This is a genomic window from Megasphaera vaginalis (ex Bordigoni et al. 2020) (assembly GCF_900240295.1).
Taxonomy (GTDB): Bacteria; Bacillota; Negativicutes; order Veillonellales; family Megasphaeraceae; genus Megasphaera; species Megasphaera vaginalis.
This window is the reverse complement of the sequence record NZ_OEQB01000005.1, coordinates 160,837-174,561: the sequence shown is the minus strand read 5'-3', so window position 1 is coordinate 174,561 and position 13,725 is coordinate 160,837. Positions and strand designations below refer to the sequence as shown.

The 13,725-nt window shown below is 49.8% G+C and carries 16 protein-coding genes; 13 read left to right on the top strand and 3 right to left on the bottom strand.

What is annotated here, in order from left to right; genetic code table 11:
- The first annotated feature begins 68 nt into the window (after window positions 1-68).
- Window positions 69-896, top strand: coding sequence for an ATP-binding protein (locus C0977_RS08000; protein ID WP_101913030.1), 828 nt, complete (start codon window positions 69-71; stop codon window positions 894-896).
- Between the two features lie 451 nt (window positions 897-1,347).
- Window positions 1,348-3,174 (top strand): subtype B tannase, encoded by a 1,827-nt coding sequence (locus C0977_RS07990; RefSeq protein WP_101913028.1) that lies wholly within the window; start codon window positions 1,348-1,350, stop codon window positions 3,172-3,174.
- A gap of 609 nt (window positions 3,175-3,783) precedes the next feature.
- On the opposite strand, the gene C0977_RS07985 is transcribed toward C0977_RS07990, so the two are convergent.
- The 3 genes from C0977_RS07985 to C0977_RS07975 are packed head-to-tail and all read right to left on the bottom strand — an operon-like array spanning window position 3,784 to window position 5,252.
- Window positions 3,784-4,377, bottom strand: a complete 594-nt coding sequence (locus tag C0977_RS07985) for a hemerythrin domain-containing protein (RefSeq protein WP_101913027.1) — start codon at window positions 4,375-4,377, stop codon at window positions 3,784-3,786.
- Window positions 4,378-4,404: 27 nt separating this feature from the next.
- Window positions 4,405-4,995 carry a hypothetical protein gene (locus C0977_RS07980; RefSeq protein WP_023052631.1) on the bottom strand — a complete coding sequence of 197 codons (591 nt, stop codon included), beginning with the start codon at window positions 4,993-4,995 and terminating at the stop codon, window positions 4,405-4,407.
- 11 nt (window positions 4,996-5,006) lie between these two features.
- Window positions 5,007-5,252 (bottom strand): DUF1858 domain-containing protein, encoded by a 246-nt coding sequence (locus tag C0977_RS07975; RefSeq protein WP_023052689.1) that lies wholly within the window; start codon window positions 5,250-5,252, stop codon window positions 5,007-5,009.
- Window positions 5,253-5,462: 210 nt separating this feature from the next.
- Here C0977_RS07975 and C0977_RS07970 point away from each other — a divergent pair, with 210 nt between their 5' ends.
- From C0977_RS07970 to nusG, 11 genes are all read left to right on the top strand, one after another.
- On the top strand, window positions 5,463-6,131 hold the full coding sequence (locus C0977_RS07970; protein WP_023052641.1) for an ArsR/SmtB family transcription factor: 669 nt from the start codon (window positions 5,463-5,465) through the stop codon (window positions 6,129-6,131).
- Window positions 6,132-6,234: 103 nt separating this feature from the next.
- On the top strand, window positions 6,235-6,552 hold the full coding sequence (gene trxA / locus C0977_RS07965) for a thioredoxin (RefSeq protein ID WP_101913026.1): 318 nt from the start codon (window positions 6,235-6,237) through the stop codon (window positions 6,550-6,552).
- Window positions 6,553-6,565: 13 nt separating this feature from the next.
- Window positions 6,566-7,489: a thioredoxin-disulfide reductase gene (trxB, locus tag C0977_RS07960; protein ID WP_101913025.1), complete on the top strand. Its 924-nt coding sequence runs from the start codon at window positions 6,566-6,568 to the stop codon at window positions 7,487-7,489.
- A gap of 179 nt (window positions 7,490-7,668) precedes the next feature.
- Complete coding sequence (locus C0977_RS07955) at window positions 7,669-8,268, top strand: SanA/YdcF family protein (protein ID WP_101913024.1); 600 nt, start codon at window positions 7,669-7,671, stop codon at window positions 8,266-8,268.
- A gap of 168 nt (window positions 8,269-8,436) precedes the next feature.
- Window positions 8,437-9,672 (top strand): [Fe-Fe] hydrogenase large subunit C-terminal domain-containing protein, encoded by a 1,236-nt coding sequence (locus tag C0977_RS07950; RefSeq protein WP_101913023.1) that lies wholly within the window; start codon window positions 8,437-8,439, stop codon window positions 9,670-9,672.
- Between the two features lie 202 nt (window positions 9,673-9,874).
- Window positions 9,875-11,281, top strand: coding sequence for a TrkH family potassium uptake protein (locus tag C0977_RS07945; RefSeq protein ID WP_101913022.1), 1,407 nt, complete (start codon window positions 9,875-9,877; stop codon window positions 11,279-11,281).
- A gap of 14 nt (window positions 11,282-11,295) precedes the next feature.
- Entirely contained in the window at window positions 11,296-11,949 is a 654-nt protein-coding gene (locus C0977_RS07940) for a potassium channel family protein (protein WP_023052616.1), read from the top strand.
- A 185-nt stretch (window positions 11,950-12,134) separates the two neighbouring features.
- Complete coding sequence (locus tag C0977_RS07935) at window positions 12,135-12,518, top strand: nucleotidyltransferase substrate binding protein (RefSeq protein ID WP_101913021.1); 384 nt, start codon at window positions 12,135-12,137, stop codon at window positions 12,516-12,518.
- 165 nt (window positions 12,519-12,683) lie between these two features.
- Window positions 12,684-12,833 (top strand): 50S ribosomal protein L33, encoded by a 150-nt coding sequence (gene rpmG, locus C0977_RS07930; RefSeq protein ID WP_014015374.1) that lies wholly within the window; start codon window positions 12,684-12,686, stop codon window positions 12,831-12,833.
- 50 nt (window positions 12,834-12,883) lie between these two features.
- Window positions 12,884-13,120 (top strand): preprotein translocase subunit SecE, encoded by a 237-nt coding sequence (gene secE / locus C0977_RS07925; protein ID WP_023052607.1) that lies wholly within the window; start codon window positions 12,884-12,886, stop codon window positions 13,118-13,120.
- Window positions 13,121-13,134: 14 nt separating this feature from the next.
- Window positions 13,135-13,674 (top strand): transcription termination/antitermination protein NusG, encoded by a 540-nt coding sequence (gene nusG, locus C0977_RS07920; RefSeq protein WP_101913020.1) that lies wholly within the window; start codon window positions 13,135-13,137, stop codon window positions 13,672-13,674.
- The last annotated feature ends 51 nt before the right edge of the window (window positions 13,675-13,725 follow it).

Here is a 13,725-nt window from a genome sequence, read left to right as displayed (position 1 = left end):
ACCTATGTGAAATCGAGCGGCAATGACAGACCGCTTTTCGATATAGGATCAAGCAGGAGGACATAGCCATGGAAACGAAAAAAGAAGAAAATCCGGTCATCAATTTCATACCGGAAAAGCCGCGGTACACCTTTGATGATATTATTTTGCCCGATTATGTGCGCAGTCGGATCATGGATGTCGCCGATTCGGTTCGTTACGGCGATATCGTGTTTAAGACCTGGGGCCTAGGGAAGACGCACAAGCACGCTAAAAGTCTCGGGATTAATCTGTACGGGCCGTCGGGGACGGGCAAGACGATGGCCGCCCATGCCATTGCCGACTATCTGGGACGTAAGCTGATTACGATCAACTACGCCGAATTGGAGTCAAAATTCGTCGGCGAGACGCCGAAGAACATCAAGAAAGCCTTTTATGCGGCAACCAATACGGACAGCATTCTCTTCTTCGATGAAGCCGATGCCATTTTGGGGCATCGCGTGACGCACATGGCCAGTGCTTCCGACGTCAGCGTCAATCAGACGCGGTCGGTCATGCTTATGGAAATGAACGAATATGAAGATTTCATCATCTTTGCGACGAATTTCATCGAAAGCTTCGACTCGGCCTTTATGCGTCGTATTCCCGTTCACGTCCGCTTCGATCTGCCTGACGAAGGACAGCGGAAGCTGTTATGGCGGCGCTATATTCCCGACGAAATGCCTAACGATATCAATATCGATGCCTTGGCCAACGATTACGCCGGTATTTCCGGCGGTGATATTGCCAACGCCGTGCTGATGAGCGCTTTTAAGGCGGCCCGGCAGCACGACAGTCAAGTTACGGAGGCCTATGTGCGGGAAATGATTGAGAACGCGATTGCTGGGAAAAAGGCAAACGGTGCCGGCCGAAAATAACTAGATAACACTGATAAAAAGGGCTGTAACGAGACTGGAAATCTCATTTCGTTACAGTCTTTTTTTAGTCGCACTTTACTAATTTTGAGTGGAGACACTTTGTATGAAGCAAACAATGGTTACGGGTTTTACGCTGGTAACGTCGTCGCTCGTAAATTTATCCGGAGCGGCGTTTTTCCTTTTTACGCCGCTGTATATGTGTTTACGCCTGTTCGCAAAAAGATATTTATCTGTGACCGCGTCATAGGGCACATTTGCAGGACTGCTAATATCGTCTTTGTACTTGTCAGGCTTACGGCATTCATAACCGCTTGGTTTAATTGCGGCTCCTATTTTTACACCATTATTTATTCATATGATGAACAGATAGTTGATACTGATTTGATATCTACACGTTAATTGGATATACTTTAATTAATTTTCACATTGAAAAAGAAAGGGGAGATTCACAATGAGTAAAATGAAATTAACGGCTCTCTTTGCTTTATCCTTAAATCTGGCGACATCTATAGCCATACAGGCCAATGCGCCGGCGACTGATCAAGGGCAAGCCTCAACGGCTACGCAAGTGCATACAACTGCTGTACATCAAGACCGACATACTGCGGCGATCCAACTATCCACTTCAACAAAAACAGCTAGTAGAGAGGCCGCTTCCGGTAAAATTAACGTTGTCCCTGCCGATGCACCGTTAGCAGCTAAAACGACTACGAACAACTCCCTGATATTTACCCCGAATACGGGCTATACAACAGGTGCTGTTACCGTCAACAATCAAACGGTAGCTTACCGAGCGTATAAGGCTGTACCTTATGTAGCGAATCCCGTTGACGCTAAATACGAAAATATGAATATCTATATTCCGGAAAATTATTTTCACAATAAGCCCGTAGGCAACTATACCAAAGACACAGCCCCTATCTTTTTCCCCAACACTGTTGGCGGGTATATGCCCGGAGAAGCAGGTACCTTAGAAGCGCGTTGGGGCAATACGGAAAGCGCAGAAGCCTACGCCCTATGTCGTGGCTATATCATAGCCGCTCCGGGTGCACGTGGTCGCTCCCTTATCGGCGATGACGGTAGGTATACCGGTAAGGCTCCGGCAGGTATTGTAGATTTACAAGCAGCCGTTGCGTACTTACACGCCAATGATGCGGTCATGCCCGGTAACGCAGATCGCATCGTATCAAATGGTGGCAGCGCCGGTGGCGCTTATTCTCTGCTGGTCGGCGCAGCCGGAAACAGTCAAGATATGAAACCTTATTTAGAAGCGCTCGGCGCAGCTAATGACCGTACCGATATCTTTGCAGTGTCTGCTTTCTGTCCCATTACGAATCTGGATCATGCGGATATGGCGTATGAATGGTCTTATAATGGCGTGAATGAATACGCCGGCGGCATGATGATGGCACAGGGACAGTTACCGCTTATCAATAATAATCCTTCTAAGACGACGGCTACAGTGCCGCAACTTCCGAAAATTAATAATGGATCCGCGACAGCGGTAATTACTCCTGGCCAAACTACCGCTGAGAGTACAACTGCCGAACCGAAAATTATGGGAAACAAGAACCGCAATACTGCTAAAAAAGTAGCACTTACAAAAGATCAGATGGCGTATTCCAAGATGTTAAAAACAGCTTATGCGTCGTATGTAAATAGCCTTCAACTTAAAGATGCAAACGGACAGCTCCTGACCTTAAATACGGACGGCACTGGCACATTCTTTGACTATGCTAAATCGCTTATCATTAAAAGTGCAGAAGCAGCCAGACAAGACGGCATCGATATTTCTAAGGCAAACTTCTTAATGTATGATAAAAATGATCCCAGTAAGATGGTAGATGTGGACTGGTTAAAATATAATAAATCCGTAGGTCGTATGAAGACGCCTGGCGCTTTTGACAGTCGCGATAACAGTACTGGCGAAAACAACGAGTTCGGCACTACTACTATGAACAACTTACACTTTACCGATACAGCTGCCCTGTACGCCACCGATACGTCACCGGCTCGCGCAGATCAGCACATCGTTAATATGATGAATGCCATGTACTACCTTGGTAACAGTGGCGCTACCAATGCAAAACATTGGAGAATCCGTTATGGTGAAGCCGACAGCAATACGTCCTTCAGCATTCCGCTTATGGTAGCTGTCAAAGCGGCTAACCTTGGCTACGATGTAGATTTTGCTTTACCTTGGGGCGTAGATCATAAGAGTGACTATGATTTGAAAAATATGTTTGACTGGATTGATAAAGTTGTTGCTGAAGGCTAAACTTAAGGATCTTTACGCGTTACTAACTATAAAAGGTGACATTAACTGCCAATACAACGTGTACCAATAGCCATAAATACAAATATGAAGAATATAAATAAAAAGATGCGAGATACCTTACGCCAAACAGACGCGTAGGCTGTAAACTTAGTACCATCAATGAATACGTCCATTAAACGTAAGGGAATCGCGTAACGATAGTCCTTCGATGACCTGAGCAAAGAGCGTATGTCAGATCGTTAGATTTACGTTAGCTCAAAGCGTCGAAGCGCCATACGGCTGGGCGCTTTATATCTTCTAAAGCCATTGCATTGGACATTAACCGGCTGTTTTTCGAACAGTAAAAACGCCTTATCCCATGGACAATACATGGATTTTAAAGAAACGTCCAAGTGGCACTGCAACTTTGCTTTCTTTAGAAGAAGCACACTGCAGACCCTGGTCTAAGGGGGATCCGCTTTGGCGAGGCCCTTTGGAGGACGCTTTCCTGAGATAAATATAGCAATAATGGGGATTGTAGCCACTGCAGTGTCTACAATCCCCATTATTCGTTTTCAAAGGACTGTTTCGTTACGGTTCCCTTTTTATAGGAAAAGTGGTGATATTGGGTTATTGCTTGTCAGCCGTAGTGGTGACTAAATGGAGGGCCGAGTATTTCTTTTCCAAACGATCCAGTATGGCGAAATATTTGGCGTTAAAATCGGTCTTTTCATTTTCTTCGGCAATGGCGCGGACGCCGGCGTCGACTTTGGCTTTGATTTCATCAGAAAAACCGCGTTCGGCAAAGGGATAGACGACGTTGTTTTCCTTTTCGACGTGAACCTGCAGCCTGTTTGTGTAAGCCATAATCTCTGTCAGGATATCCAACTTATGTTCCGTGCGGCCGTCTTTGGCGTACAGCTTCAAGGCTTCATCGAGGCTGCGGACGTGGCTGCGGATCAAGTCGTGTTCGACGAGCATGCCGTGGGTGACGATGGTGTTGGCTAGCTCACCCAAATGTTCGACCATTTGCGGGAAGAGAACGTGTTCTTCCTTCTGGTGGTGATTGACGTCGGCGTAGTTGCGGATAAAGTCGATAATATCGGCGAAATCGTTTTGGTCGACAGGAGCGCCTTCCAAAATGGCGCAGCACATGTTTTTGATCACTCTGAGCATGCGCGAAATATTGGCGTGTTCTTCTACCATAATATCGGTGCTATACATGACGGTTCCTCTTTTCTCCGGTGAAAATCAGTTTTTCGTAATTTCGTAGTGGTTGGCAGACGGGACGGTAAAAGCAAAGGAAGAATCGGCTAACATGCCGCTGATCAGGGCGCTGCGGAGCGTCGTGTACAGTTCGCCGCGGCCGTTCCAGAATTGGCTGTGCAAATCTTGCGTTTCTTCCCAACAGATCTTATTCGGATCGCTGTCCGTCACTTTATTGACTTGATCGCACGGCATGCCGTTGAGCAAGCTGTTGTCCAAATGGTGGAAAGCTTCCGGCGCCGTCGCGACGCTTTCCGGCCGGTGCTGCGCGCCGAAGGTGTAAACGCCTTCCGTCAATTTGCCGAGGCGGCTTTCGTCGGCACCGACAATCGTCAAGACGAGGCTGGCGTAGCGGCCTTCGGCGTCGTGAATGCGGTTCTGCAGCCAGCCGTGAATATTACCTTCGTCGACGACGTCTTCCAAGGCGCGGCGGTCATTCGTGGCAAACGTATCTTCCCAGTCGCCTTCGGCCCAGCCTTGCTGGCGGCTGTAAGCGATGACGGCGTCGATTAATTCTTCTTGAAATTGAATCTTTTTATATAACCAAAAATGGATCGGTCCCAAAAATGCGCTCATCGTCTGTCCTCCTATTGTTTTTTGGCTTGAATTGCTACGTTAACCGCTTTCGTTACTTGTTCCGGGTCGAGGCCGTGAACCATGCAGGCGTTGGTTAAGCTTTCCTGCTGCGATGAAGGGCAGCCGAGGCAGTGCATGCCGTTGGCCAAGAGCGTATCGACGACTTCCGGATGAAGGCGGACGATATCGCCGACGAGCATATCCGGCGTTACCGTGTTGTTCATAGCTTCAAATTTGTTAAGAATGGATTTTAACATGATGTATACCTCCTGTGGTTTCATATAGATGATCGTTGTAACGAATAGTTTCACTTTCTGTGCATAGTATACGTTAACGGTATGCATTAATCAGTTGTTTTTCCAACGAATGTAAAAATGTCGTTATTCTTGACGAAATGAACCATTCTGTTATAGTTAAAGAGGAAATAATACAATAAATTAATTGAATAGTTACAGCGAGGTCATACGATGTTACAAGAAATAGCGGCGACATATAAGACGGAATTTTATAATGAACTTGCCAAGATAGGAAAATGTTTTTCCAGCGAAAAACGGTTAGAGGTGTTGCATATTCTTTCTCAAGGGCCGAAAACGGTGGAAACGCTCTCGCGTGAAACGGGGATGAGCGCGGCCAACACGTCACGGCATTTGCAGGTACTCAAGGAAGGCCGTCTCGTCATTTCCGAAAAACGGGGGAACTATGTCGTTTATACTGTTGCCGGCGATAAGGTGCGCGCCCTGGTACGTGCCCTTTGTGTCGTCGGTGAGACACAGCTTTCGGAAATCACCAGGATCAGGGAACAATACTCCGTTCGGACGAGCGACGTATACACGATTACACTGGAAGAAGCGTGGCGACGATTGCAACGGGATGAGATCACGCTCGTCGATCTCCGGCCTGGCGACGAATATCGCGCTGGACACATGGAAAAAGCCGAAAGTATCCCCTTGTCGGAACTGGAAAGCAGACTGTCCGGCCTGTCGCGGCAGAAGGATATTGTCGTGTACTGCCGCGGCCGCCTGTGTGCATATGCTGATTTGGCCGCGCATTTTTTGACCGAACAGGGATTCAAGGCCTACAGTTTGAATCGGAGCTATGCGGATTGGCAGGCATTTCGCGGCGTCAATAAGCACTGATTCGGCCCAAGGACGCGGTTCTTGACAAATAAGGACAAGAAAGGTATAATTTAACCGATCAATGAATTAATTGAATGGTTATTAACAAAAGGAGTCGATATATATGAAACCGATCGAATTGAAAGAAGCTACGTTTGCCGATCAAATTGCCAAAGGTGTAACGCTGGTTGATTTTTGGGCCGCTTGGTGCGGGCCGTGCAAGATGCAGGGGCCTATTTTGGATGCGTTGGCCGCCGATTTGGGGGATGCCGTTACTATCGGCAAGGTAAATGTCGATGATGAAGCCGCTTTGGCCGGCCGGTTCAATATTCGCAGCATTCCGACGCTGGCTATCTTCAAAGACGGTCAACTGGCCGATATTTCCGTAGGGCTGCAGAGCAAAGAAGTGCTGCGCGCCAAGATTGATGCCATATTGCAATAAGGATGGGATACAGATGTATGATGTTGCCGTTATCGGCTCCGGACCGGCGGGGTTGACTGCCGCTATTTATTTGGGACGTGCCGGTTTGAAGCATGTTGTGATACAGGGACCGCAGCCTGGCGGCCAGTTGATGACGACCAGTGTCGTCGAGAATTATCCGGCCTTTCCTGACGGCGTCTGGGGACAGGAAATGATGGAAAAAATGGAGGCGCAGGCACGGAGATTCGGTACGGAATTTTTGCTGACGAAGGTGACCGCCGTAGCGGCAGGCAGACCGATCCGTCTGACCTTGGAAAACGGCGATAGCCTGGAAGCAACGGCGCTGATTCTGGCGACGGGGGCCAGTGCCAGGTATTTGGGACTTCCCGGCGAAAAGGAAAATATCGGCCGCGGCGTCAGTGCTTGTGCCACATGCGACGGTTTTTTCTACAAGGGTCAGGAGGTCGTTGTTCTCGGCGGCGGTGACGCAGCCATGGAAGAAGCGCTGTTTTTGACGAAGTTTGCCGCTCGTGTCACCGTTGTTCATCGTCGCGACAGTTTGCGGGCTGCGCAAATTATGGTACAGCGGGCGCAGGCGAACGATAAGATTCATTGGAAGCTTGATTATACGCCGTTGGAAGTGTTGAGCGACGGAGCGGGAGTCTCCGGACTGGCGCTCAGGAACAATAAGACCGGCGCGCAGGAGACGTTGTCTGCAAGCGGTATTTTCGTCGCTGTCGGACATCAGCCGAACACCGGCTTTCTGGCGGGAGTCGTGGCCCTCGATTCGCAGGGGTATATCCTTACGAAGGATAAATCGACGGCAACGTCGACGGCAGGGATTTTTGCTGCCGGCGATGTACAGGATAGTCGTTACCAACAGGCCGTCACGGCGGCTGGAAGCGGCGCTATGGCCGCTCTTGACGCCGCCGGTTACGTTGCGCAGCCGGTTGAATAATCACCGCCGATAAAGGGACGCGCTTTTTGATTATGACCGACTTGGTTTCGGTATATACATATAGTTGACAGGGTTCTCACCCGATTTGCCGTTGCAAATCGGGTGTTTTTTGATATACAATTATGCTACACTGATCGTATCAATAGGGAGGCGGGAGCGGCGCCCCAAAAGGAGAATCCATGAAAAAACGATTGTTTGGCCTGTGTCTTTGCCTGTTGGCGGGAGCCGCTGTGTTTAGCGGCGGTGTGAATTATGACATGATGCGGCAAGCGGCGCCGAAAGAAGTGACGAATATGGCGACCATTCCGGATGACACTTATGAAGCGGCCGTCATTTTGGGCGCCGGCGTACAACATAATTATCCCATGCCTTTGCTGAAAGAACGGCTTGACGGCGGCATTGCCCTGTATGAGCGGCAGAAAGTAAAAAAATTAATTTTGTCAGGCGTGAACGAAGCTGGTGCTAATCAAACGGAGGTAATGGCGGCTTATGTCACGGCGGCCGGCATTGATCGACGTGATTTGATTATTGATGAGGCGGGTACGATTACGTATGAAAGTATGCGCCGCGCACATGACGTCTACGGTTACCGCCGCGTTATTGCCGTTACGCAGGCTTATCATATGGCCAGAGCCATTTATTTGGCGGATCATCTCGGGCTGGACGTTATCGGCTATGTGCCGCCGGGCGTTCGGTACCACGATCAATGGATATGGGATTTGCGCGAGGTTCCGGCCCGTGTCAAAGCCTGGCTCATGATTCATTTTTTCGGAAGATGACGGCCGGCGGCGAGCGCAGAGGAGACGAGCACGGACGGCTGTAAAAATGAAAACAGTTTTCATAAATAAACAAAAAAGCTAACTATTCTTGCAAAATGAAATGAATAGCCCTATAATTTTCTTATAACGTAAACTGTCAGCGTGTGCGTTGCAGAAAGGGGCTGTCCAATGGATTCCTTAGACGAATTATATTATACGATGTTAAAAAATGCGGCGGACAATAAGAAAGAGATTGCGCCGGAAGATGCCGATCCGCATATGGTTGATTGTCTGGCTAAGTCCGACAACACCTTGATTTTTCGAACGAAGCCGTGCCTCTGTCCGCCCGATGACAGGCCCTGTATCGACGCTTGCGCCTGGGATGCTGTCAAAGCCGACGGCGAGAACGGGGTCACGATCGATCAGACGCAATGTGTCGGTTGCCAGGCCTGTGTCGATGTCTGCGCTCTTGACGCGCTGAAGACGAAAAAAGATATTATTCCCGTCGTCCGGGAGCTGCACGAGTATGACGGACCGGTGTATGCCCTCGTGGCTCCGGCTATTTCCGGTCAGTTCGGTCCTGCGGTTACGCTCGGCAAAGTGCGGACGGCGTTGAAGAAGTTGGGCTTTACCGGCGTTTTGGAAGTGGCCGCCTTTGCCGATATCCTGACCTTAAAAGAAGCGCTGGAATTTGATCGCAACATTCATGACGAAAATGATTTTCAGCTGACCAGCTGTTGCTGTCCCATGTGGATCGCCATGATCAAAAAGTTATATCATCAGCTTTTGCCGAATGTTCCCGGCTCGGTTTCGCCGATGATTGCCGGCGGCAGGACGGTAAAAGCTTTGCACCCGCAAGCCAAGACCGTTTTCATCGGCCCCTGCATGGCGAAAAAGTCGGAAAAGAATGAACCCGATCTGGCTGGTGCTATCGATTATGTATTAACCTATCAGGAACTGCGCGATCTTTTAACCGTAACGGATATTGATATGGCCTCGTTGCCGGAAGATTCGCTCCCCCACGCGTCGAAAACCGGTATTTGTTATGCCTATGCCGGCGGCGTTGCCGCAGCTGTGAAGACGACACTGGAAAAACTGAATCCGCAACGCGCCGTTACCATTCGGACGCGTCGCGCCGACGGCGTACCGGCCTGCAAAGCCATGATTAATGATATTCTCGCCGGCAAGCGGGACGGCAATTTTTTTGAAGGGATGGGATGCATCGGCGGATGCGTCGGCGGTCCGAGAGCTATCATCGGGAAAGATGAAGGGAAAGAGCATGTACAGGCGTATGGCGATTCGTCTCATTATGAAACGCCGATGGATAATCCGTACGTCATTGAAATGCTGAAACGATTGGGTTTTACAACGATTGAAGAATTCCTGACCAAGAGTGATCTTTACGATCGGAATCTGGATGGATAAAGCAAAAAGCTGCCGACAGAATTTTTCTGCGGCAGCTTTTTGCTTCCTTTCTGTCAGCCGGTGAAAGGGGCCGTTTATGTAAAATCCGCCGCCCATATTGTACGCTGGCGTTTGCTGTGCTATACTTAGTCAGCTTTGAGACGCTGCGGCGCTTTTCCCTTCTGTCGTCAGGCGCGGCGGAGGGAGAAGAAAGGGCGCGGCGATGTTTTTCGCGGCCTGTATTCTTTTTGGGGTGTTATTCATGTTTCAACGGGACAGCTATAAAGTAAAAGCGAAGGAACGGGTTCGCACCCAAAATCCGTATACGTTGTTGGCACTCAGTTTTCTTCTTGCCATGCTCTTGGGAACGGCTCTTTTGTCGTTGCCCTTTGCCGCTGCCGATGGCGAAACAACAGATCTTGTCGATGCGGCGTTCACGGCTGTATCCTGTGTCTCCGTCACCGGGCTGGCGACTGTCGACACCTATCGTCACTGGTCTCTTTTCGGCCAATCCGTTATGGTCCTGCTGATTCAGCTGGGCGGTCTGGGAATCATGACTTCGACGACGTTACTGGCTCTCGTCTTTGGGCAGCATATCGGCCTGCAACGACGGCTGCTGCTGCGCGATGATATGGGAAACGGCAGTATGCGGGGATTGCTGCGCATTACGAAGCATGTCGCTTTCCTGATCTTTGCCGTTGAAGCCGCAGGCGCAGCGGTCTACATTGTCGCCTTATATCCTTACCTCGGAACGGCGGCCATTCGCAGCGGGATTTATCAAGCCGTTTCCACTTTTTGCAATGCCGGTTTCGTCTTTTTTGACAATGACTTGCCCTATGCGATGGCCGGAGACGTTCTCTTTTCCCTGACGACGAGCGTGCTGATCATGCTTGGCGGTTTCGGCTATATGGCTATTTTCGAGCTTTGGGATACGGGCAGACGGTACGGCGTGAAGGCAGTGTCCGTCAATACGAAGATCATGCTCTTGGGGACGGCGTGCTTAGTGATTGGCGGCACCGTGTTGATCTTAATCCTGGAATGGGGCAATGGCGCTACTTTGGGGCCCCTCGATACGGGGCATAAGGTCGTCGCGTCCTTTCTGCAAGCCGTGACGCCGCGTACGGCCGGTGTCGCCACCTTGGATTATGGCGCCATGCGGCCGGCAATGCTGTTTCTGACGGTGATGCTGATGTTTATCGGCGCCGGGCCGAATTCGACGGGCGGCGGTATCAAGATTACGACGGCAGCTGTCATGCTGGCGGCGGCCCGTTCCATTTTCAGCAATAAAGCGGACGTTGAACTATTGGAGCGGCGCATTGCGGAGGTGCAGGTTCGGCGTGCTTTCAGTATTTTCTTTCTCTCGCTGTTTCTGGTGCTTACGGCCGTCTTTTTATTGACACTGTACGAGCCGGCGACATTTTTGCAGCTTCTCTTTGAAACGACGTCTGCCTTCGGTACCGTCGGCTTGACTACGGGCATTACTCCGACGTTGCAGCCGCTAAGCAAATGGATTCTGATCTTTGTCATGTATACCGGGCGTATAGGCGTGCTGACGCTGGTCGGCATTGTCGCACTGAAGCGGCAGGCGCCGAAGCCGATCCGATACCCGGAAAGCGACATTTTATTGTAAAAGAAGGGAACAGTATGAATAAAAGAGTTATTGCCGTTATCGGTTTGGGGCGTTTCGGGACAACCGTCGCCAAAGCCGTTGCCGATTTGGGGCACGAAGTGCTGGCCGTCGATGTCGATCCCGACAGAGTACAGAAGATCAGCCCTTACGTGACGCATGCCGTCATTGCCGACAGCACAGATGAAGCGGCGTTGCAGTCGCTCAGCCTGAATCAGTTCGATGCAGTTGTTGTCGCTATCGGCGCCAATAAACAGGCCAATCTGATGACGGCCATGCTCGTTGAAGAACAAGGCGTCCGACGCGTTATCGCGAAAGCGCAAGATGAACTGCAAGGCCGATTACTGGAAAAAATAGGCGTCGACACCGTCATTTACCCGGAGTCGGATATGGCGATGCGATTGGCGCAGATGCTGACGCGCCGGCATGTTGTCGATTACCTGCAGCTTTCAGCCCAAGCCGGTCTGGTAGAAATGGAGACGCCTGAGTTTCTCGTCGGAAAAACGTTGAAAACATCGGGGCTTCGTGAAAAGTACAGGCTTATCGTTGCCGCTATCCGGCACGATGAAAATCTGATCGTAGCGCCTGACCCGGATATTCCCCTGGCGGCTGAAGATAAACTGATCATTATCGGCAGAGATGACGATATCCACAGGCTGGAAAATACATAGAGACGAGAACGGCGCCGACTGAAGCGGCGTCGGAACCTGAAAAAAGAGCGCGCAGTAATCTGCGCGTTCTTTTTTTCGAAATCGACAGATGGCATCGTCCGGAATAGCGGCGCTGACGGACAGTAAGAAAGGAGGCTATTGTCGGACGCTTCAAATCGGTATATGATAGAAATGGAGGTGTCGCTATGGGGATGTCGTTTGAAGCGTTCAATGCGAGTTTGGCCGTTCTGGCACAAGGTGCTGACGAAGATCTGAATAATCTGTATATTCGTAACGGAATTATCCGTCTGTTCTGCAGGCAGTTTGACGCCGCCTGCGACCTGTTTCGCAGTATGCTGCGGCAGGACGGCGACGCACCGACCGTTATGGGAACGGCGAAGGAAGTCATTATGGCCGCGTATGACAGCTATTCTTTTGTCGAAGAGGACGTATGGCTGGCGATGCTGGAAGACCGTGCCGGCAGAAATCGGCAAGAGCCCGACAGTGCAGTCGTATGGCGCATTTTTTCCGTGTACGTGCCGGCGCTGCAGCTCCTGGCGGCGGAAGCGACTAAAAAAATGTATGATTGACAGGACCGTGCACATCCTGTATGATTAAGAGTAGTTAGGAGCTTTGTGGCCCTAGCTTTTTTTAAGTTGACCCATTCGCCTTGACGTGAGGCCGTTCTTGTGATACATTATATAAGCAGTCTTGCGCAAAAAGCAGGTTAACTATTACGAAGTGAGGTGTAAGGAATGCGTACAGCGATTACATTGGCATGCACGGAATGCAAACAGCGTAACTACCGAACCAACAAGAACAAGAAAAACAATCCCGACCGTTTGGAATTGAAGAAATATTGCCCGTTCTGCAAAAAAGAAACGTTGCATAAGGAAACGAAATAATCGGTTGTAGAAGAGATTCTCCGGAATCTCTGTTGCCAGTGAGAGGATATATGTCACTTTCAGCGTCAGAAAAAGCAGTACAAAAGAATAAACGAAAAAAGGATTCAGGTCGATTCCTCCAGGGCGTTAAGGCGGAAATGAAGAAAGTTATCTGGCCGACGAAAAAAGAGCTGATCAATTATACGGTTATGGTCATTGTGGCAACTATCGTAGTCATGGCGATCATTGCCGTTTCAGACGGCGTTTTTTCGCAGCTTTTCCGGCTGCTTCGCGCCGCAATCGGTTAGGAGGCGTGTGCTAGGTGGAATCTGAAAAGAAATGGTACGTCATTCATACGTATTCCGGCTATGAAAATAAAGTCATGGCGACGTTGGAACGCAAGGTCAAGTCTATGAGCCTTGAAAATGTTATCAATCGCATCCTTGTACCGATGGAAGATGAAGTTGACATTAAAGACGGACAGAAGCGCACGGTAAAACGTAAGGTTTTCCCCGGATATGTTCTCGTTGAAATGGAAGTCAATGACCGGTCCTGGTATGTTGTCCGCAATACGCCGGGTGTTACCGGCTTTGTCGGTTCGGCGACGAAGCCGATTCCTTTGGAAGCGCATGAAGTGGAACGCATACTGAAATCCCAGGGACTGGATACGCGGCAGAAACCGCAGATTACCGTGGCAATAGGCGAACAGGTTCGGATCATATCGGGGCCGTTCGAAGATTTCATTGCGACAATTACGGAGATTAATGAAGAAAAGAGTACGCTCAAAGGCCTGATCAATATGTTTGGCCGTGAAACTTCAGTAGAAGTCGACTATTCTCAAATTGAGAAAAGTCTGGAATAAAAACTTCTAACCTGCGGCGTTCTGCCGCGAGTGGGAGAATCATCGCGATTC

Coding starts and splice junctions, on each gene's coding strand:
- C0977_RS08000 (WP_101913030.1), top strand. CDS start 69: ATGGAAACGAAAAAAGAAGAAAATCCGGTCATCAATTTCATACCGGAA.
- C0977_RS07990 (WP_101913028.1), top strand. CDS start 1,348: ATGAGTAAAATGAAATTAACGGCTCTCTTTGCTTTATCCTTAAATCTG.
- C0977_RS07985 (WP_101913027.1), bottom strand. CDS start 4,377: ATGTATAGCACCGATATTATGGTAGAAGAACACGCCAATATTTCGCGC.
- C0977_RS07980 (WP_023052631.1), bottom strand. CDS start 4,995: ATGAGCGCATTTTTGGGACCGATCCATTTTTGGTTATATAAAAAGATT.
- C0977_RS07975 (WP_023052689.1), bottom strand. CDS start 5,252: ATGTTAAAATCCATTCTTAACAAATTTGAAGCTATGAACAACACGGTA.
- C0977_RS07970 (WP_023052641.1), top strand. CDS start 5,463: ATGTTACAAGAAATAGCGGCGACATATAAGACGGAATTTTATAATGAA.
- trxA (WP_101913026.1), top strand. CDS start 6,235: ATGAAACCGATCGAATTGAAAGAAGCTACGTTTGCCGATCAAATTGCC.
- trxB (WP_101913025.1), top strand. CDS start 6,566: ATGTATGATGTTGCCGTTATCGGCTCCGGACCGGCGGGGTTGACTGCC.
- C0977_RS07955 (WP_101913024.1), top strand. CDS start 7,669: ATGAAAAAACGATTGTTTGGCCTGTGTCTTTGCCTGTTGGCGGGAGCC.
- C0977_RS07950 (WP_101913023.1), top strand. CDS start 8,437: ATGGATTCCTTAGACGAATTATATTATACGATGTTAAAAAATGCGGCG.
- C0977_RS07945 (WP_101913022.1), top strand. CDS start 9,875: ATGTTTTTCGCGGCCTGTATTCTTTTTGGGGTGTTATTCATGTTTCAA.
- C0977_RS07940 (WP_023052616.1), top strand. CDS start 11,296: ATGAATAAAAGAGTTATTGCCGTTATCGGTTTGGGGCGTTTCGGGACA.
- C0977_RS07935 (WP_101913021.1), top strand. CDS start 12,135: ATGGGGATGTCGTTTGAAGCGTTCAATGCGAGTTTGGCCGTTCTGGCA.
- rpmG (WP_014015374.1), top strand. CDS start 12,684: ATGCGTACAGCGATTACATTGGCATGCACGGAATGCAAACAGCGTAAC.
- secE (WP_023052607.1), top strand. CDS start 12,884: ATGTCACTTTCAGCGTCAGAAAAAGCAGTACAAAAGAATAAACGAAAA.